The sequence below is a fragment of the Streptomyces sp. NPDC093111 genome, from assembly GCF_040683955.1.
Lineage (GTDB): Bacteria > Actinomycetota > Actinomycetes > Streptomycetales > Streptomycetaceae > Streptomyces.
Map to the genome: position 1 here is coordinate 241,622 of NZ_JBFBNW010000004.1, position 19,912 is coordinate 261,533.

Annotated in this window: 14 protein-coding genes; 8 read left to right on the forward strand and 6 right to left on the reverse strand. The window is 73.1% G+C overall.

Annotated elements, in window-relative coordinates; translation table 11 throughout:
- Window positions 1–73 precede the first annotated feature (73 nt).
- Window positions 74–910 carry a helix-turn-helix transcriptional regulator gene (locus tag AB0Q96_RS08185; RefSeq protein WP_365322877.1) on the forward strand — a complete coding sequence of 279 codons (837 nt, stop codon included), beginning with the start codon at window positions 74–76 and terminating at the stop codon, window positions 908–910.
- Window positions 907–1,140: a DUF397 domain-containing protein gene (locus AB0Q96_RS08190; protein ID WP_365322879.1), complete on the forward strand. Its 234-nt coding sequence runs from the start codon at window positions 907–909 to the stop codon at window positions 1,138–1,140. The genes AB0Q96_RS08185 and AB0Q96_RS08190 overlap by 4 nt, the downstream gene beginning before the upstream one ends.
- Here AB0Q96_RS08190 and AB0Q96_RS08195 read toward each other — a convergent pair whose 3' ends face one another.
- The gene (locus AB0Q96_RS08195) at window positions 1,141–2,034 is read right to left on the reverse strand and encodes a glycoside hydrolase family 19 protein (protein ID WP_365322881.1); all 894 of its coding nucleotides are present in this window, start codon (window positions 2,032–2,034) and stop codon (window positions 1,141–1,143) included.
- 233 nt (window positions 2,035–2,267) lie between these two features.
- Between AB0Q96_RS08195 and AB0Q96_RS08200 the strand changes: the two genes are divergently transcribed.
- Window positions 2,268–5,678, forward strand: coding sequence for a hypothetical protein (locus AB0Q96_RS08200; protein WP_365322883.1), 3,411 nt, complete (start codon window positions 2,268–2,270; stop codon window positions 5,676–5,678).
- Between the two features lie 39 nt (window positions 5,679–5,717).
- Here the strand turns inward: AB0Q96_RS08200 and AB0Q96_RS08205 are convergent, their stop codons facing one another.
- Window positions 5,718–6,659: an NADP-dependent oxidoreductase gene (locus tag AB0Q96_RS08205; RefSeq protein ID WP_365322885.1), complete on the reverse strand. Its 942-nt coding sequence runs from the start codon at window positions 6,657–6,659 to the stop codon at window positions 5,718–5,720.
- 174 nt (window positions 6,660–6,833) lie between these two features.
- Here AB0Q96_RS08205 and AB0Q96_RS08210 point away from each other — a divergent pair, with 174 nt between their 5' ends.
- Window positions 6,834–8,315, forward strand: a complete 1,482-nt coding sequence (locus AB0Q96_RS08210) for a substrate-binding domain-containing protein (RefSeq protein ID WP_365322887.1) — start codon at window positions 6,834–6,836, stop codon at window positions 8,313–8,315.
- Window positions 8,316–8,357: 42 nt separating this feature from the next.
- On the forward strand, window positions 8,358–10,217 hold the full coding sequence (locus tag AB0Q96_RS08215) for a serine/threonine-protein kinase (RefSeq protein WP_365322889.1): 1,860 nt from the start codon (window positions 8,358–8,360) through the stop codon (window positions 10,215–10,217).
- 5 nt (window positions 10,218–10,222) lie between these two features.
- On the opposite strand, the gene AB0Q96_RS08220 is transcribed toward AB0Q96_RS08215, so the two are convergent.
- Both AB0Q96_RS08220 and AB0Q96_RS08225 read right to left on the reverse strand, forming a co-directional pair.
- Window positions 10,223–13,507: a FlgD immunoglobulin-like domain containing protein gene (locus AB0Q96_RS08220; RefSeq protein ID WP_365322891.1), complete on the reverse strand. Its 3,285-nt coding sequence runs from the start codon at window positions 13,505–13,507 to the stop codon at window positions 10,223–10,225.
- 211 nt (window positions 13,508–13,718) lie between these two features.
- Window positions 13,719–14,633 (reverse strand): LysR family transcriptional regulator, encoded by a 915-nt coding sequence (locus AB0Q96_RS08225; RefSeq protein ID WP_365322893.1) that lies wholly within the window; start codon window positions 14,631–14,633, stop codon window positions 13,719–13,721.
- Between the two features lie 110 nt (window positions 14,634–14,743).
- On the opposite strand from AB0Q96_RS08225, the gene AB0Q96_RS08230 reads away from it, so the two are divergent.
- Window positions 14,744–15,577: an oxidoreductase gene (locus AB0Q96_RS08230; RefSeq protein ID WP_365322895.1), complete on the forward strand. Its 834-nt coding sequence runs from the start codon at window positions 14,744–14,746 to the stop codon at window positions 15,575–15,577.
- 145 nt (window positions 15,578–15,722) lie between these two features.
- Here the strand turns inward: AB0Q96_RS08230 and AB0Q96_RS08235 are convergent, their stop codons facing one another.
- Window positions 15,723–17,009, reverse strand: coding sequence for an adenylosuccinate synthase (locus AB0Q96_RS08235; protein WP_365322897.1), 1,287 nt, complete (start codon window positions 17,007–17,009; stop codon window positions 15,723–15,725).
- Window positions 17,010–17,152: 143 nt separating this feature from the next.
- Here AB0Q96_RS08235 and AB0Q96_RS08240 point away from each other — a divergent pair, with 143 nt between their 5' ends.
- Both AB0Q96_RS08240 and AB0Q96_RS08245 read left to right on the forward strand, forming a co-directional pair.
- The gene (locus tag AB0Q96_RS08240; protein WP_365322899.1) at window positions 17,153–17,962 is read left to right on the forward strand and encodes a diacylglycerol kinase; all 810 of its coding nucleotides are present in this window, start codon (window positions 17,153–17,155) and stop codon (window positions 17,960–17,962) included.
- Between the two features lie 16 nt (window positions 17,963–17,978).
- Window positions 17,979–19,412, forward strand: a complete 1,434-nt coding sequence (locus tag AB0Q96_RS08245) for a hypothetical protein (protein ID WP_365322901.1) — start codon at window positions 17,979–17,981, stop codon at window positions 19,410–19,412.
- On the opposite strand, the gene AB0Q96_RS08250 is transcribed toward AB0Q96_RS08245, so the two are convergent.
- Window positions 19,382–19,876 (reverse strand): MarR family transcriptional regulator, encoded by a 495-nt coding sequence (locus tag AB0Q96_RS08250; RefSeq protein WP_365322903.1) that lies wholly within the window; start codon window positions 19,874–19,876, stop codon window positions 19,382–19,384. The genes AB0Q96_RS08245 and AB0Q96_RS08250 overlap by 31 nt on opposite strands.
- Window positions 19,877–19,912: the final 36 nt, after the last annotated feature.

Sequence of the window (19,912 nt, forward strand, 5' to 3'; positions counted from 1 at the left end):
TTGTCGGCAGTCGAATTCGGCGGGGAGCGGTTGAGACCGGTTGAGTCCGGTTGAGTTCGATTGGGGAACGTGGATGGCACGTGAAGAAATCCGGGAAACCGTCGGTCCGATGGCCCGAATGGCCGCGACATTGGCCAAAAAGATCCGGTTGCGAAAGGGGCTCACTCAGGAGCGAGAGGGGGCGCTCATGGGATACACCGGAGCGGCGATCAGCGCGATGGAACGCTTCGTGCATCCGGTCAGCGACGAGATGCTGGTGCAGCTGGAGCGGGTGGTGGGTGACGGCCTCGGCATCTTCGAGGAGCTGCGCGTACCGGTGAGCCTGGAGAAGCTGCCGGAGCAGTTCCGCAACTACTCGCAGATCGAGCAGAAGGCCTACGCCCTGTGGCTGTACGCGAACCATGTCGTCCACGGGTTGTTCCAGACCGAGGCGTACATGCGGGCGCTCATCGCGGGCGGGTATCCGGAGCCGACCCCGGAACGGGTCGAGGAGCTGGTCATCGGCCGGATGGCCCGTAAGGCACTGTTCGACCGGACACCGACCTGCGAGATCGAGCTGGTGCTGGACGAGTCGGTGCTGCGACGGCCGATCGGGAGCGTGGAGATCATGCGGGAGCAGTTGCTTTACCTGGCGGAGTGCGCCCGCAGGAGGAACGTGAACCTTCAGGTGCTGCCGCTGGACGCGGGGTCGGGCGGGGAGTACGCGGCCGACCGAGGCAACCTGACGATCATCGAAACCGCGGAACACGCCCACGTTTCCTACCTGGAGATCCAGGGTGAGAGCGTGCTCGTCACCGACCGGGCCAAGGTCAGCACGCTCACGCAGCGGTATGCAAAAATCCGGGCACAGGCCCTGGACCCGCGCGAGTCACTGGGTCTCATCGAACGGTTGGCGGGAGTACAGAGATGAGCGTCACCCTCACCTGGTTCAAGTCGAGCTACAGCGACAGCGGTGGCGGCGAGTGCGTCGAAGTCGCCTTCGACTGGCACAAGTCCTCCTACAGCGACGACGGCGGTGGCAACTGCGTAGAGGTCGCCACCTGCCCCCACTCCGTCCACCTCCGTGACTCCAAGGTGACGGACGGCCCGACCTTCGCGGTCGAGCCGTCCGTGTGGAGCACGTTCCTCGCGTGGGCGTGATCAGCAGGACAGGTTCGACCCGGCCGGGACGCCCAGGATCTGGGTGAACTGCTGGTACTTGGTGACCCGGCTCTGCACCTGGGCCGGGTTGCCGCCGTTGCACTCCAGGCTGCCGTTGATCGCCCAGATGGTCTGGCCGAAGCCCGCGCCGTTGACCATGGCGTTGTGGGCGGTCATGGTGCCGGGGCCCTTCTGGGTGTTCCAGTACCAGAGGCCGGTGGCCATGGCGATGGCCGGCTCGCGCTCGACGCGCCAGGGGTTGTTGAGCAGGTCGATGCCGAGGGCGTCGCCCGCGGCCTTGTAGTTGAAGTTCCAGGAGAGCTGGATGGGGCCGCGCCCGTAGTAGGCGGCCTGGCCGGCGGGGCAGCCGTAGGACTGGGTCGTGTCGCAGTAGTGGGGGTAGTTGGCGGTGTTCTGCTCGACGATGTAGTAGAGCCCGCCGGTCTCGTGGCTGACGTTGGCGAGGAAGGCCGCGGCCTCCTGCTTCTTCACGGTGTCGCCGCCGGTGGTGGCGAAGGCCGGGTACGACTTGAGGGCGTCGACGAGTCCGGCGTACGTGTAGAAGGGGTTCCGGTTCGGGAACATCTGGTTGAACTGGGCTTCGGAGACGACGAATCCGGACGGGTCCGGGTTGCCGCCGCCGTCGCCGCAGACGCCCTGGTCGGCCCAGACACCCCATTGGCCGGTCGTGCCGGGGGTCTCGTTCTGGGTCCACCATTTGGCCTGCCAGTTGTGGCCGTTGTGCGAGGCGGTCATGCCGCCGGTGTAGACGGCGCCTGAGCTCCAGGCCGCGGCGCAGGCGGGCGCGGCGGCGGCGGAGGTGGCGGGGAGGAGTACGGCGAGGCCGACGACCGTACAGATCGCGGCGAGAACGGTGAGAAGACGTCGCAACACGCGCTCTTCCTTCCGGTGGGGGAAGGGCCAGCGAAGCGTGATTGGTCTGGACCCGTCAAGGTCTAGACCAAATGTAAAAGGCACGGGGGCGGGGCAACACGCGCTGTTAGGCTCCTTTTCGGCCTGCCCGGGGGAACGCGTGAACGCGACTGGGGCACCACAGGCCACACAAGCAACAGCGGGGGGTCGGGAACCGAACCGGCCGCCCCAGGGGAACACGGGGAGAACACCAGGTGGTTCGTCATACCCTCGCGCGGAAGGCTTCCCTCACCGCGCTCGGACTCTCGGTCGCCGCAGGTGGCCTGATACCGCTCGCCGCTCCGGCCGTCGCGGACACGCCGGAGGTGCCGCAGGAGCTGGTCATCCCGGCAGCCGTCAAGAACAACCCGCTCTGGGAGCGGGTCTACCAGGCCGGACAGGCCGAGTACGGCGACGCCGACAGCGTCGGCGCCGAGGGCGTGTTCGTCCGCGAGGACGGGCGCAACCAGCCGGTCTGGACGCGCTACTCCGACGGCCGGACCTTCGACATCCCCGGCATCGCCTCCGCGACCGGCTCCGCACGCGGCACCGGCACGGACGCGCTCGCCTACGTGACGGCCGACAAGGCCGAACTGCGGCACGCCGACGGCCGGGTGGAGAGCCTCGCCCTGCCCGCCGGACTCAATGACCCGAACGTCTACGGCCTCCGGGCGGTCGGCGACGACGCCCAGGGCCGCACCCACATCCTCTCCGCGACGCCCGACGGCGGCACCGCCGACCTGCTCGTCGAGGAGCCGGACGGCGTCGAGTACGGGCCCGCCGTCGCGGGCGACGCCACCTCGATCCTGCTCCAGGGCCCCGACCTGAGCGGCCACCGCACCCACACGCTGGTCGACGCCGCCACCGGCAAGGCACAGGGCCGCTTCCCGGCCGTCCCCGCGGGATACTCGCGGGCCCGGATCTCGTCGAAGTACGTCCTGTTCTACGGCGACTACCGCACCGGCAAGGTCCTCGTCGGCACCCGTACCGACCCGACGGCCCCGCTCGTCGAGGTCCCCCTCGCCGTGTACGGCAACGAGGTCGCCCTCGTCGGCGACTGGGTCGTGCACAACCCGTACGGCAAGGTCCAGGCCGTCCCGCTCAAGGGCGGCGCGCCCGTCGACCTGCTCACCGGCCAGACCTGGGGCGGCCTCGGCCAGGGCGCCGACAGCGCGGTCCTCGTCGGCGGCCCCGACAACTCCGACTGGGCCGTCCGCCGCATCACCGCCGGCCCCGACGGCAGGCCCGCGATCTCGGTCCTGAAGAAGGTCCCCGGCAAGGCCGTCCCCGTCGAACGCCTCGCGCTCGCCCAGGGACAGCTCGCCGTCATCGACCGCAGCGACGACTCCTCGGCCAACGGCCGGGCCTGGACCCGCGGTCTGAGCACCGGCGGCGCCCTCACCGCCGGCCGGCGCGGCACCGAGAGCCTGTGGGTGGACCCCTGCCCGGCCGGCGACACCGCGTGCGAGGAGTACTGGCCCACCGGCGACGGCGGCTTCCTCACCCACATCGGCGGCAGCGACGGCTACCTCACCGTCCAGGGCTGGGAGAAGGGCATCTTCCGCACCGCCTTCCCCGGCGGCGAGGCGCGCGTCCGCGACCTCAGCGGTCCCTACGTCGTCGTGGACAGCAAGAAGGACACGACCACCAAGCAGCGCGTGCTGCTGATGGAGCTCGACCACGAGAAGACCCAGGTCCTGGAGGAGCGCACGCCCGTGGCGTCCGCCCTGTGGGGCTCCTGGCTGTGGAGCGCGGGCGCCGACAAGGGCGCGGTGAGCGCGAAGGACCTGAAGACCGGCAAGACCGTCGAGACCCTCAACACCGGCGCGCCGTGCGTGCCCGAGGAGCTCCAGGCCGTCGGACGCTGGCTCTACTGGTCCTGTGGCGCGAGCGGCCCCGCCGGCGTCTACGACCGTACGGAGAAGGCGAACCGGACCGTGCCGTCGGACGAGGCGCTGCTCGGCGACGGCTACGTCGTCACGCACGACAAGGCCGCCGGGAAGCTCGTCCTCACCGGCGCCGAGGCGTCCGCCGCCTCCCGCGTCGTCGGCAGCCTCCCCGACACGGGCCGCTCCCAGCGGCGGACCACCTGGACCGTCGACAAGTTCGGTGGCCACCTCGCGTACGCCGACCCCCAGGGGCAGGTGCACGTGGTGCCCAGCGGCATCGCGCGCCAGCCGCTGACGCTGCTCACCCGCGAGGACACGCCGGGCGCGCTCGTCGACGGCCGCAAGCCGGAGACCCCGACCGTCCTCACCGCCCTGATGCCCTCCCGGCCCTTCGGCGACTGGACCCTGACGGCCCGCCACCACACCACCGGCAAGGTCACCACGCTGGCCTCCGGCACGGACGGGCGGGCGCTGCGCCCCAGCTGGAACGGCAAGGACCAGGCCGGCGCGCTCATGGCGAACGGCCAGTACACCTGGACGCTGACCGCCCGCCCCGACGGCGCCACGGGCGCGCCGACCACCGTGAGCGGCGACGTCGTGCTGCGCGGCGGCACGTCCCCCGCGGACTCCAGCTTCGCCGGCCTGCCGCCGCGCCGGGTCCTCGACACCCGCAACGGCACCGGAGTCGCCCAGGGCAAGGTCGGCGCCGGCCGCACCATCACCCTCGACCTGTCCGGCGTGCCGGGCGTCGACAAGAACACGACCACGTCCGTGGCGCTGCACGTCACCGCGACCAACGCCACCACCGGGACCTTCGTCTCCGCGTACGACGGCTCCATCGGCCGCTCCGCCGCTTCCAACCTCAACGTGGCGGCCGGCAAGACGGTCTCCAACCTGGTCGTCGCCAACCTCGACCACGGCAAGGTGACCTTCTACAACCACGCGGGCACCGTCGACCTCGTCGCGGACCTCGCCGGGGCCAACACGGCCGGCGACGCGAACGCGCTGTACCGGCCGATGACCCCCTGGCGGGCGCTCGACACCCGCAGCGGGCTCGGCACGCCCAAGGCGAAGATCGCGGGCGGCTCGCGGGCCCACCTGTCCTTCAAGGGCACCGAGCTCGACGCCCCCGGCGTCACGGCGGTCGTCCTCAACATGACCGCCACCAACGTCTCCGCCGGCACCTTCGTCACCGCCCTCCCCAAGGGCGCGGCGGTCGTCGGCTCGCACCTCAACCCCGGGGCGGGCGAGACCCGTTCCAACCTGGTGATCGTGCCCGTCAAGGACGGCGGCGTCGACCTGTACAACCACGCCGGCTCTGTCGACCTGATCGCCGACGTGGCCGGCTACTACACCAGCGACCGGGTGGGCTCCCTCTACTCGTCGCTGTACCCGCAGCGCCTCATGGACACCCGCGCGGGCACCGGCGTCGCCAAGGCGAAGCTGGGCGCGGGGGGCACGGTCACCCTGACGGTGGCCGGCAAGAACGGCATCCCGGCGACGGGCGCGTCGGCCGTCGTCCTCAACGTGACCGCCACGAACACCACGGCGAACACGTACGTCACGGCCTACCCGTACGGCACGACCCGCACGTCCGCGTCGAACCTCAACGTCCCGAAGGGGGCGACCGTGTCCAACCTCGTCGTCGTTCCCGTCAGGGACGGCAAGGTCGTGCTCTACAACCACGCCGGTACGACCGACCTCGTCGCCGACGTGCAGGGCTACTTCGCCGAGTAGCCGGTACGGACGGCGGCGGGCGCACCGGCCCGGGGCGGGTCAGATCATCAGGACGATCCGGCCCGGCCGGTGCCCCGACTCCGCCCGGCGGTGGGCCTCGGCGGCCTCCTCCAGGGGCATCACGTCGGCCACTCGGGTGATCAGTTCGCGGGCCGCGACCTGTTCCAGGATGCCGGTCAGGGCCGCCGCGTCGGGGCGGCCGACGACCGTGTGGACCTCGATGTCGCGTTCGGCCGTCGGGGTGCGGTCGGCGGCGAGGGAGACGAAGCGGCCGCCGTCCTTCAGGGCGGCCAGCACCGGGGTGCCGAGGAGGGCGCCGTCGAAGACGCCGTCGACGCGCTCGGGGGCGTACGCCAGGACGTCGGCGAGGACCTTGGCCGGGTCGCCGCGCGGCACGACGTGCTGGGCGCCGAGGACCTTCAGCTCGTGCTCGTCGCCCTCGTAGGAGACGCCCACCACGCGCAGTCCGGCCGCCGCGGCCAGCTGGACGGCGAAGCGGCCGACGACACCGCTGGCGCCGGTGACGAGGAGGGTGGAGCCCTCGGGAAGGGCCAGTTTCGCGAGGCCCTGGCGGGCGGTGATCGCGGCCAGCGGAACGGACGCGGCGACCGTGAAGTCGACGTCCTCCGGGAGCGGCGCCAGCCACGCCGGGTCGACGCGGACGACCTCCGCGTACGTGCCCTCGCCCGTCAGCTCGTCGAACCAGGGCATGAAGCCCGCCACCCGGGCGCCGGCCGGCAGGTCGCCCGCCGGGTCGAGGAGCCGGCCCGCGAAGTCCGTGCCGAGGACGAAGGGGGGCCGCAGGCCGCCGATCGCGTCGACGTACATTCCGGACCTGATCCTCAGGTCCGCCACGGTCACACCGGCCGCCTTGAGCCGTACCCGTACCTTGCCCGGCACGTCCCCGGCCTCGGGTTCCGGGCGGCGGGCCATGCTCAGGACCTCGGGTCCGCCGTAGGCGGTGACTTCGACGACACGCATGGGGTTTCTCCTCCTGCGGCAGCCCCCTCGTGGCCATTACACCCACGCCCGGCAGCCCCGGCAACAGGTGTGGGGGATGCGGGGGACCCCCGGACGTGACGGAAGGACGAACACCGGGTGGCGGGATCCTCGGCCGCCCCCTCCGCTCGTACGCCCGTCCGTACCGTGACGCCCGTGGACTGGGTCAGCCCCGAGAACGTCATCGCCGTCGTCACCGCGCTGCTCGGCGTCGTGGTGACCTTCGGCGTCCTCGTCATCGAGCGGCGGGTGCCGCGCCGCAAGCGGATCGGCTACCGCGTGCAACTGGACACTCCCGTGGGTGAGCGGGACAACCCCGACGTGGGGCTCTTCCACGGGCAGCCGGACATGGCGGACGCCACCCTCGTCCTGCTGCGGATCGAGAACGACGGCGCCGTCTCCATCGGCCGAGAGGACTACCAGCTGGAGGAGCACGGGCTGACGGTGGAGTTCGGCCCGCGGCGGGTCCGGGCGGTCGCCGCGACCGAGGCGCCGTTCACCGCCGCCGCCCTGAGCCACGGCGGCAGCCAGGTCCGGCTCCCCAAGGTGCCGCTCAACCGGGGCCAGTACTTCAAGCTGCTCGCCCTGCTCACCGGCGGGCCCGTCGACACCCCCGTCACGATCTCCGGCGGCATCCGCGACGGCGACATCCACACCAACCACAGCATCACCATGGACGTCACCCCGCCCACCTTCGGCCGCGCCGCCCGGGCCGTCACGATCGTCCTCACCGCCTGCGTCATCGTCCTCGCCGCGATCATCGTGCTCCGCGACGACGCCCCGCCGCCCATGGGCTGCGCCCACGGCACCCTCACCGTCACCGGCTCCACCGCCTTCGCGCCCGTCATGCGCGACCTGGCCCGGCAGTACGAGGAGGACTGCGAGGGCGCCACCGTCCTCGTCGACGTGCACGGCTCCACCGCCGGGATACGGGAGCTGGCCGAGCAGGGCGCCAAGACCGCCAAGGGCGCCCCCGCGCTCATCGCGCTCTCCGACGGGCGCAAACCCGACGGCTACCCACAGCTGCGCGAGAACATGATCGCCGTCTCCCTCTTCACCCTCGTCGTCAACGACGACGTCCCGCTGCGCGACCTGTCCCTGGACTCCGTCCGGCGCCTCTACCGCGGGGACATCGTCAACTGGAAGCAGCTCGACGGCCCCGACCTGCCCGTCCGGCTGGTCAGCCGCGACGCCAACTCCGGCACCCGCGAGGTCTTCCAGCGGCGGGTCCTCGGCCGCAACGAGCCCGCCAACTCCTCCCGCGACTGCACCCACAAGGACGATCCCGAGGCCCGGGTCGTGCGCTGCGAGCTCGACAGCACCGACCAGGTCCTGTCGACCGTCGCGACGCTCCCCGGCGCCATCGGCTACAGCGAGCTGCGCTCCGGCAGCGGCCTGAAGGGCCTGCACCGGACCGGCATCGACGGACGCCACCCGAACGTGGACGAGATCGGCTCCTCGCCCTACCCGTACCGGGAGATCGAGTACGCCTACACCTGGGGCGTGCCGCCCGCGGACTCGCTGACCTCCAGCTTCCTCACCTTCCTCAGCCGGGGCGGCGGGCAGGCCGTCATCAGCACCCACGGGCACCTGCCGTGCGCCACCCCGAAGGGGCTCAAGATCTGCGGCGAGGGCTGAGCGCGACCCCGGCCGCCGCCCCGTCTGGCATTCTCTGTCGACGTGGATCCCTTGAACGCGGAAGACCCGGTCACCATAGGGCCGTTCCGGCTGATCGGCCGGCTCGGCGTGGGCGGCATGGGCCGGGTGTTCCTGGCCCGCTCGGCCGGCGGGCGCACGGTCGCCGTGAAGGTCGTGCACGCGGAGCTCGCCGCGCAGGACGAGTTCCGGCGCCGGTTCGCCCGCGAGGTCGCCGCCCTGGAACGGGTCGGCGGCACCGGCACCGCGCCCGTGCTCGGCTCGGACACCGGGGCCGAACTGCCCTGGGTCGCCGTCGGATACGTGCCGGGGCCCTCGCTGCGGACCGTCGTCGGCGACACGTACGGGCCGCTGCCCCCGGACAGCGTCCGCACCCTGGCCGCCGGGCTCGCCCGCGCCCTCGTCCACGTGCACGCGGCGGGGCTCGTCCACCGCGATCTGAAGCCCTCGAACGTGCTGCTGACCGTCGACGGCCCGAAGATCATCGACTTCGGCATCGCGCGGGCCGTCGACACCGTCACCGACGGCGGCCTGACCAGCACCGGCGCGGTCGTCGGCTCCCCCGGCTACATGTCCCCCGAACAGGTGCGGGGCGAGAAGCTGACCCCCGCCTCCGACGTGTTCTGCCTGGGCTCCGTCCTCGCGTACGCGGCGACCGGGCGGACCCCGTTCGGCGGGGCGGACAGCGGCGTACACGCCACCATGTTCCGCATCGCGCACGACGAGCCCGACCTGACGGACCTGGCGCCCGAACTCAGCGGGCTCATCCGGGCCTGCCTCACCAAGGACGCCGCCGGACGGCCCACCGCGACCGAGCTCGCCGACACCCTCCGGGTCACCGAGCCCTGGCTGCCCGCCGACCTGCTGGCCCGGCTCGGCCGGCACGCGGCCCTGCTCCTGGAGACCGAGGCCGAGGACAGCACCGCGCCGCCCGCGCCCCGCGCCGCGCCACCCACCCCGGACCCGGATCCCACAGCCCCGAACCCCCGGCGGCGGCGCCGCGGCCTGACCGCCGCCCTCACCGCCCTCGCCGTCGCGGGCGGCGCCGTCCTCGCGTACACCGCCTGGCCGAGCGGGAGCGGCCGGAGCGGCGGGCCGGACGGCACGGCGCGCGGCGCCGGCGGCGCGAGCTCGGCACGGCCCGCCGGGATCGTCCCGGCGGCCTTCCTCGGCGCCTGGGAAGGTGTCCTGCGGGGCTCGGCGGACGCCCCGTACGAGACCAGCCGGATCGAGATCACCCAGGGCGCGGCGGGCAGCCGGAGCGCCGTCTACACCCATGTCACCGGGGAACGCCTGTGCATCGGGCGGGCCGCGCTGATCTCCGCCACCGACTCCGAACTCGTCATCGGCGAGGCCGAGATCACCGCGAGCGTCCCCGCGCAGCGCTGCACACCGGCCGCCCGGCAGACCCTCCGGCTGCGCGCCAACGACGTCGTCGAATGGCGCTCCGGCGTCGCCAGGAGCACCTTCCAGCGGGCCAGGACCGGCGCCGCCGTCGTCCCCGCCGCCCTGCTCGGCACCTGGAAACTGGTGCCGCTCGGCGGGATCTCGCCGCCCGACGCCGACCGCTGGGTCAACCGCCTGACCGTCTCCCAGGGCCCGGTGGGCGCCGCCCTGGTCCGCGTCGAGCAGTCGTACCCGCGCACCGACGCCGACGGCAACAACACCCCGGAGACCATCAACTGCACGGCCACCGCCGTCGTCGGCGGCGCCGGCCCCCTCCTCGTCGTCGGCCCCCAGACCCGCGACCCGGACGTCTGGGACCCGGACTGCGTCGAGGACGTCTCCACCAACCTGCGCATCGTCCGCCACCAGGGCAAGGACCGGCTCCTCGTCTACGGGATGTCCGCGGACGGGGAGCCGGGCGAGTACCAGCGGGGTTAGCGGGGTCAGCGGGCGGCGGCTCCGAAGTAGCCGACGGCGTCGACGACCAGGTCGACCGAACCGGAGTGGTTGTAGAAGGTGATCTTCCCGTCCTGGCCGACGGGCACCACCACGAGGTTCGACACCGTCTGCCCGGCGGCGAAGTTGACGCTGGACACGCTCGGGCGCGCCGCGCCGGACGGGTAGACGGACAGGTATCCGGGCGCGGTGGGCCCCGTCGCGGTGACGTTGAGGACCACGGCACGGGTCCCCTGCGCGGGCACCCCGGGGATCGCGTCCACGGGGACCGTGACGGTCCGGCCGGAGCCGATCTTGCCCTGCGTCCAGTCGGAGTAGCCGCGAGAGTCCAGCACCCGCACGGGCCCGACCCCGGTGTACGTTCCGCCCTCGGTGGCCGGGGCGTCGGTGAAGTAGCCGGCGACGTCGGCCAGCAGGTCCACCGAGCCGGCGTGGTTGTAGAAGGTCACCTTGCCATCCACGAGCGGGACGGTGACCAGGTTCGACACGGTCCGCCCGGCGGTGACGTTCAGGCTGGACGCGCTGGTGCGTGCGGTGCCCGAGGGGTACGCCGTCACATAGGTCGACAGGGTCGGCGCGGTGGCGGTCACGTTCAGCACGACGGCGGTCGCTCCGGACGCGGGGACGCCGCCCCGGCCCGCCACCTGGAGGGTCACCGTGCCCTTCGCCCCTACCTTGGCCTTCGGGACGCCGACGGCCGCGCGGGTGTCCATCAGGCGCGCGGGGGCCGTCTCCCGGTAGGCGGAGCCCCCGGAGCCCTCGGTGTAGTACCCGGCCACATCGGCCAGCAGGTCGACCGAACCGGCGTTGTTGAGGAAGTTCACCTTTCCGTCGACGACCGGGACGACGACCGCGTTGGCGACGGTCCGCCCGGCCGGGACGTTCAGGTTGGAGGTGCCGGGAGGGGTCCGCCCCGGCGGGTAGACGCTCACATGGGTCGCGGTCGTGGCGTTCGTCGCCGTCACGTTGAGCACGACCGCCGTGACGCCGCTCGCCGGCACCCCGGCGACGCCCGCGACCTTCAGCGAGACGGCCTTGCCCGCGCCGGCCTTGGCCTTGGCGGCACCGAGTCCGGTGCGGGTGTCGAGCGTACGGGTCGGCGTCAGCGGCTCGTACGTGCCCGGCACGGTGGTCACCGCGCTGTCGTACAGCTCCAGCGTGCCGGACTGCTGGATCGAGCCGCCCGAGCCGTCGGCCGCGACCGCGCTCAGGGACCAGCGGTACACACCGGACGCGACGCCCAGGCCGCGGTCGTCCCGGCCGTCCCAGGAGGCCGAGACCGCGCCGCCCGTCGGCCCGTCGCCCCGCCCGTCCAGGGTGCGGACCGCTGCCCCGGTGCGTGCGTCGCGCAGCGTCAGCCGCCAGGACGCGGCGGGCTTGGAGGGGACCCAGCGGGGCTGCCAGGTCTGCCCGTGCAGCACGCGCTGGTAGGTGGGGACCGTGGCCTGCGCGAGGGAGAAGGGCTCGGTGGGCACGCCGCTCGGCACGAGGTGGATCCGCCGGTCGGCGGCGATGTAGGCGAGGGGGCCGCCGAACTTGTCGACGGACCAGGTCACGCCGCGCCGGTTCGCCGCGGTCGCCGGCAGCTCGCCGACGGCCCGGGTTCCGGACCCGTTCCGGAAGTCCGTGAGGAGCAGCTGACCGGCGGACTTGTCATGGCGGACGAGATAGCCGTCGCCGACGAGCGCCTCGCCGGACGGTACGGCGATCTTCTTCTTGGCCGTGCGGTCGTAGACCCCGGCAGGACCGGTCGGGCCGCAGGACCAGTAGAGCCAGCGGCCCACGGCCTGGAGCTCCTTGGCGACGCAGCCGGAGCCCGTGGCGAGGGTCGTCTTCGTACCGGTGCGCAGGTCCTCGCCGACGACCTGGCCCGCGGTCGCAGACTGGGTCCAGTACGTGTACCCCCAGACGGAGGCGGCGGTGACGGGGCGGCTGCGGATCGGCTGGAGGTCGGTGTGCACCCCGATGTCGCCGACGTACTGGCGGGCCGGCTCGGTGCCGTTGACGACGACATAGCGGCCGGTGGCGTCGAGGACGGTGCCCTTGGACGACTTCGTGTAGAAGGAACCGGCGTCGTCCTGCGCGTCGACGGACTGCACGTACGCCTCGCTCGGCGAGGTCTCGACGCGGATGACCCGGCCGTCCCCGGTGCTCAGCGGGCCTTCGCCGTGGGCCCATTTCCCGTAGGTCCGTTCGCCGACCCGGTAGGACGCACCGTCCTGGGTGACGGTGCGGGCGAAGAACGCGTCGAAGAAGCTGCCGTCGTTCTCCCAGGTCGCCAGCCGGCCGTTGGCCAGCGAGAGCCGGTTGACCTGCGCGGCCACCGGTGCGACCGCGGCGATCTCGTTCTCCCCGCCGTTCGCGGGGCTCTTCCGCAGTGCCCAGTGCGAGGAGTCGGCTCCGCCCGCGAAGACCGCGCCGCCGTCGGCGGCGGTCACCATCGCCGAGGCGGCGTGGCGCTGGAGCGTCACCGGCGACGCGCCGTCGAAGCCGACGCGCCGGACGGGGTAGCCCGACAGGTTCACCATGTTGTCCGGTTCGGCGACCGCGTAGCCGCCGACCAGCAGGTCGTCGCCCGCGGCCGCGAGGGAGAGCGACTCGTTGGCGAAGAGCGGGACGTCCAGCACGGCCGCGGGGGCGGCGGGATCGTCCCTCGGTACCCAGCCGACCGTCCGGCCGTCGGTCCACGCGATCCGGTCGGGCGTCAGGACGACCTGCCAGCGGGTCTTGGATCCGACCCGCGGGCCTTCGGTGAACGCTCCCGTCGCGAGGTCGATCAGGCCGAGCCCGCCGGACCCGTCGCTCCTCGGGTATTCGACCACGAGCGTCCGGGCGTCGGCGGCCAGTTGACGGCGGAGGGAAGCGGTCGCGGGGACGACGACGTCGGACACCGCGACCGGAACGCCGTCCGCGCCGACCGTGAACAGGTGGTACGCCCAGGAGCCCACGTAGCCCGTCCGGGTCAGGACGGTGCCGCCGGCCGCCCACACCGAGTCGTGCCCCTGCGGCAGGGTGAACGTGACCCGTTCGCCCGTGCCGAGGTCCTCGCGCGCCCAGACGCCCGGGCCGGCCGCGTGGACGAGGATGTCCGTGCCGCCGGGGAGCCAGGAGGGCCCCGGGTCGGTGTACTTGTCGCCCCTCAGCTTGGTCGTACCGAGGTCGACGGCCCTGGTGCGGCCGTCCCAGCCGGTCCACAGGTAGCCGCCGGAGCCCTCCTGCCGGTAGAGGGCGCCGGAGCGGCCCGCTCCCAGCAAGGTGGTCTCCAGGGGCATGTACCGGTCCGACTGGAAGACCGTCTCCCCCCGCACGGGGGTGGGTTCGGCTGCCGCCGCCGTTCCCCCGAGCACTCCCGGCCCCGCGGCCAGACCCCACAACAGAGCCGTGCCGATACCAGCCCTCGTCCACGCATGACGCAACGCGGTCCCTCCCCGGAACGCTTCCCACGGGTTCCCCACCCAAAGTGCGGTGACACTAACAGACTGGTCAGCGGGTGTTTGCACCTGTCACCAGCCCCGCCGCCCGCGCGTAGTCGTGGACGGCCGGGCGGGGGTCGTCGGCGCGCCAGGCGAGGGCGAAGCGGCATTCCGAGATGCCGTCGACGGGGCGGGTGACGACGCCGTCGCGGGCGAGGAGGGGGGCGTTGCCGGTGGCGACCAGGCAGATGCCGCGGCCGTCGACGAGGGCCTCGTACGTCTCGTCGGCGGAGGCGATCTCGGCGCCGATGCGGGGCGGACGGCCGCCGCGGGCGTCGACGGCGAGCCAGTGGTCGCGCAGTTCGGGGCTGTCCTCGGGGAGCGCGAGGAAGGGCTCGTCGAGGAGTTCGGCGAAGGGGACGCGGGCGCGGGCGGCGAGCGGGTGGGTCCCTGGGAGGGCGACCAGGCGGGGTTCGGTCGCGACGACGACCCAGCGGTAGCGCTCGGCGTCGGCGAGCGGCAGCCAGACGAAGGCCACGTCGCTGGTGCCGTCGGCGAGGCCGGCCGTGGGGTCCTCCCAGCCGACCTGGCGCAGCCGGAGCCGGGCCTCCGGGTGCCGTTCGGTGAAGCGGGAGCGGATCGCGGGGAGCAGGCCGCCGCGGCCGGGGCTGGTGGACATGCCGATGACGAGCGTGGCCTGCCGGGCCGCCTTCGCCTCCCGCAGCGCGCTCTCGCCCTCCGCCCAGGCGGCGAGCACCGCCCGGGCGTGCGGCAGCAGGGCCGTACCGGCGTCGGTGAGGCGTACGGTGCGCCGGTCGCGGTCGAACAGGGCGGTGCCGAGCTGCCGTTCCAGGGCGCGGATCTGTTTGCTGAGGGCGGGCTGGGAGACGTAGAGGCGTTCGGCGGCGCGGGTGAAGTGGAGCTCCTCGGCCACGGCGAGGAAGTAGCGCAGGTCCCTGCCGTGCACGTCGATGGGCGTCGTCATGTCCTCTTCCTCGTCATGCCCTCTGGCTATCACGAAGGATCTTGGACGGGCAACGCCCTTCGCGCGCAGTCTTGTTGACAAAGATCGGGCTACGAGGGGAACGGAACACCATGAGCAAGGTCTGGCTGATCACCGGAGCCAACAGCGGCTTCGGGCGCGCCTTCGCGCAGGCCGCGATCGGCGCCGGCGACGTCGTGGTCGCCGCCGCCCGCCGTGCGGGCACCCTGGACGACCTGGTCGCCGCCCATCCCGACCAGGTCGAGGCGGTCGCCCTGGACGTCACCGACCACGCCGCCGTCGACCGGGTGGTCGCCGGGGTCGCCGAGCGCCACGGGCGCATCGACGTGCTGGTCAACAACGCGGGCCGGACCCACGTCGGTTCGGTGGAGGAGACGGACGACGCCGAGTTGCGCTCGCTCTTCGACGTGCACGTCTTCGGGCCGGCCGCGCTGACCCGGGCCGTCCTGCCGCACATGCGGGCCCGCAGGTCCGGTGCGATCGTGCAGCTCAGCAGCGTCGGCGGGCAGATGTCGATGGCCGGCTTCGGCGCCTACAGCGCCACCAAGTTCGCCCTGGAGGGCCTGTCCGAGGCGCTCGCCGCCGAGGTGAACCCGCTCGGCATCCGCGTCCTCATCGTGGAGCCCGGCGCCTTCCGCACCTCCCTCTTCGGCAACGGCAGCCTCAGCACCGACACCATCGCCGACTACGCCGACACGGTCGGCGCCACCCGCGCCTTCGTCGAGGGCGGCGACGGCGGCCAGGCCGGCGACCCGGCGAAGGCCGCGGCGGCCGTCCTCGCGGCCCTCGACGCCGAGGAGCCGCCGCTGCGGCTGGCCCTCGGCTCCGACTCGATCGACACGATCCACGGGCACCTGGAGCAGGTGCGGGGCGACCTGGTGGCCTGGGAGAAGGTCGGGCGGGAGACCGGCTTCGACGAGGCGTGAGCCGGCGGGCGTCCGGCATCCGGCATCCGGCGGACGCCCGCACGCGCCGAGGGCCCGCACCCCGTCCTCACGACGGGGTGCGGGCCCTCGGGCGTACCGCCTGTTACCGCTGGGACCGCTGGGACCGCTGGGACCGCTGGGACCGCTAGGAGAGGAACGAGTTGATCTCGATCGTCTCGGTGCGGCCCGGGCCCACGCCGATCGCGGAGATCGGGGCGCCGGACATCTCCTCCAGGGCCTTCACGTACGCCTGCGCGTTCTTCGGCAGGTCGGCGAAGGTCTTGGCCTTGGTGATGTCCTCGGACCAGCCCGGCAGCATCTCGTAGATCGGCTTCGCGTGGTGGAAGTCGGTCTGCGAGTAGGGCAGCTCCTCGACGCGCTTGCCGTCGATCTCGTACGCGACGCAGACCGGGATCTGCTCCCAGCCGGTCAGCACGTCCAGCTTGGTGAGGAAGAAGTCGGTCAGGCCGTTCACGCGGGTCGCGTAGCGGGCGATGACCGCGTCGAACCAGCCGCAGCGACGGTCACGGCCGGTGGTGACACCGCGCTCGCCGCCGATGCGGCGCAGGGCCTCGCCGTCCGCGTCGAAGAGCTCCGTCGGGAACGGGCCGGCGCCGACGCGGGTCGTGTACGCCTTGAGGATGCCGATGACGCGGCTGATCTTCGTCGGGCCCACGCCCGCACCCGTGCAGGCACCGCCGGCGGTCGGGTTCGAGGAGGTGACGAAGGGGTACGTGCCGTGGTCGACGTCGAGCAGGGTGCCCTGGCCGCCCTCGAAGAGCACGACCTTGTCGTCGTCGAGCGCCTTGTTGAGGATCAGCGTGGTGTCCGCGACGAACGGCTTGATCTGCTCCGCGTACTGGAGCATCTCCTCCACGATCTGCTCCGCCTCGATCGCGCGGCGGTTGTACAGCTTGGCGAGCAGCTGGTTCTTGCCCTCCAGCGCCGCCTCGACCTTCTGGGAGAGGATCGACTCGTCGTACAGGTCCTGGACCCGGATGCCGACGCGGTTGATCTTGTCGGCGTAGGTCGGACCGATGCCGCGACCGGTGGTACCGATCTTGCGCTTTCCGAGGAACCGTTCCGTCACCTTGTCGAGCGTGACGTTGTACGGGGTGATCAGGTGGGCATTGCCGCTGATCAGGAGCTTCGACGTGTCCACGCCGCGCTCGTTCAGTCCGCTCAGCTCGGAGAGCAGGACCGCCGGGTCGACGACGACACCGTTTCCGATCACCGGGGTGCACCCCGGGGAGAGGATTCCGGAAGGGAGAAGATGCAGCGCGTACTTCTGGTCGCCTACGACGACCGTGTGGCCGGCGTTGTTGCCGCCCTGGTAGCGCACCACATAGTCAACGGATCCACCGAGGAGGTCGGTGGCCTTTCCCTTGCCCTCGTCACCCCACTGAGCACCGAGCAGCACAAGTGCGGGCACAGGCGTACACCCCTTCCGGGTGGGGCATGTCCAAGGTCAGGGGGCGTACGCCGCCTCACCGGTGTGCCCCGGAATAGACGAAGCCCCTGGCGCAATAGCGCAAGGGGCTCTTGCACAAAGATGCTACCCGAGGAAGGACCGAGGTGTCGGATCACGACCAGCTGCTGGTCATCATCGACCCGGTCGCCCGCCGAATGGACGGCGAGTCCGTGCGCATCGCGAAGGATGTGCTGTCCGCCGGCGCGGAAGCGAAGATCTGCCTGCCGGACGGTCCGGAGGAATTCGCCAGGCTCCTGTCCCGGCGCGGCTCCCGGCGCCCCGTCGTCCTCGGCGACGACCGCGCGCTGCTCCGTGCGGTGACCCTGCTCCACCGCGACCGGGAGCCCTCCGGAGCGCCCCTCGCGCTCGTCCCGATCGGCGCTCCGGACCGGCTCCAGGTCGCCCGCGCGCTCGGCGTGCCGCCGGGCACCGTGGCGGCGGCCAGGACCGTCCTGGACGGCGTGGCGCGCCGCCTGGACCTGCTCGTGGACGACAGCGGCGGGGTCGTCCTGCACCGCCTGGACGTCCCGGCCGGCCGGCTGCTCGCCGCCGCGCCGCCCACCGTCTGGGACACCTGCCGCTCCCTGGTCCGCACCCTGGTCCGCCCGGCGCCCGCGCCCGTCCTGGCGCGCGCCCACCGGCTGCGGGTGGAGGCGGACGGGGTGCTGCTCAGCGACGTGGACACCCCGCTGGAGGGCCTGACCGTGCGCGCCCTCGGCGGCTCGGCCGCCCTGACCCTCGCCCCGGCCGGCGCCCCGCCCGTGCACGCCACCGCCCAGACCCTCACGGTCACCGGACCCGACTTCCGCTACCGCGCCGACGCCACGGTGTCGGGGCCGGTGCGGCGGCGGGAGTGGACGGTGCGGGCCGGGGCGTGGGGGCTGACACTTCCCCGGGAGACCGGCGCGGTCTAGCCTCCCCGAGGGGTACGTGATCACACGGCACAACGGGGGGTTCGTGGTGGAGTGCGCGCTGGACCGGGAGGCGACCCGGCGGGGTCTCGGCCGCTACCGGCGGCAGGCGGAGCGGGGCACCTGGGCGGGGGCGGCCCTCGTGGTCCTCGCCCTCGTCCTCCTCCTGCTGCCGATCGGGGCCTCCTGGGCGACGGACGCGGCGGCCGGCCTCGGCGTCGCCGGCCTGATCGCGCTCGGCGTGGCGCTCAGCGCCCTGCGGGGCGCCGTGCGGATGCGGCGGGTCCTGGCGGCCGGCTCCTGGTCGGCCCACCCGGCCGTGGCGGTCGTCCGCGGCGGCATGGTGCCCCCGTCGCTCGTCCTGGGCGACCCCGCCGGCGGGCGGGCCTGGGCGTTCGTCCTCGCGGCGACGAAGCAGCGGTACGAGCGGGTCCTGCCGGGCCCCGACGGCGTCCTGTGGTGGTGCGGCGACCCCGACCGCGGCGGCGTGCTCGCCCCGCCCGGCGGCGAGGAACTGGTCTGGGCCCGGCCCGTACGCGGCCACCACACCCGCAACCGGACGGTGGGACTCGCGGCCGCCGCGGGCCTCTTCGACCGCCCGGCGGCGGTCGGGCCGGAGGCCGTCCGGGGGTGGGGGACGGTGACGCCGGAGGCGGTGGCGTCGGAAACCGAGCCGTCGGAATCCCGGTCGCCGGAGGCCCAGGCCCCGGAAACCCAGCCGTCGGAAACCCGGTCGCCTCGCGGCCGGCACCTCCCGACCTACGCGGCCCTCTCCGCCGCCGCCCAGCGTCAGGCCCTGCCCGCCGGTGGCCGGGGGCCGCGGCGTGAGGCGGACGTGCGGGTGGTGTCGTGGTGGCGGGTGCGGTCGCTGCGGCGGTTGTCGGGGCTGTCGAGGCTGCTGGTCTCGCCGGTCGTCGTCGTGACCGGGCTGCTGATGACGGGCCGTCCGGAGGACTACCCGGCCGTCGTGGCGTACGCCATCGTCGCGCTCGGCGTGGGCGTCGTCCTGTACTCGGGCCGGGGCTTCTTCGCCTCCGGCCGCGGCACCGCCTCGGCGCTCGCCCGGGCCGCGCGGGCGCCCGAGCCCGTACCGAAGCGGTACGTCCTGCTGTTCGACCCGCTCGGCGGCGCCCCGGTGCTGGTGCTCTTCCCGTACGGCGGCGGGCCGGAGGACCTGCCCGAGGCGGTGCTCCGGCTGTACGCGCCGGGCACGCCGAAGGAGCCCCGCAAGGGGCTGCCGGCGGCCCCGTCCGGCCCGGTCGAGCTGCGGGGCGGGCCGGACGGGGCCACCGGCCCCGGTCACGGCGCTCCGGTGGTCGTGCCCTGGATCGAGGGGCGTCCGCTGTGGCCCTGCGGCCCCTTCGAGGAGCTGGCGCCGGGCGATCCGGCGGCGCGGGAGTACCTGGCGCGGCTCGCGCCGCCTCAGGGGGTGCCGGGGGTCCCGGCTCCCTGAGTCTCCTTGCGGGCCCGCCAGCGGTCCATCAGGCCGAGCATCTCCTCCTGGAGGAACGCGAAGAACTCGGCCGTCTCGGCCGTCCGCGCGCCCGCCGCCGTGTCGGGGCCGAGGGCCTCGGAGCCGTCCGTGAGGACCTTCTCCCAGCGGGTGAGGACCTGGTCGCGGCGGGTGAAGGTCTCGTACCAGAGCTCGTTGTGCAGGACGTAGCGGTCCCGGCGGGTGCCGGGGTCGCGTTCCCGGGTGACCATGCTGACCTGGCTGAGGTAGCGGATCGCGCCGGAGACGGCGGCGGGACTGATCTGGAGCCGTTCGGCGAGTTCGGCCGAGGTCATCGAGGCCGTCTCGGAGGCCAGCAGCGCCGCGAAGACGCGGGCGGCCATGCGCTGCATGCCGGCCTCCGTGAGCTCGGCGGCGAAGCGCTCGACGAAGCGGGAGACCGCCTCTTCGTTGGTCGTCGTCATGCCTTCCACTATCTCACCAACTTTCTACGCTTCCTT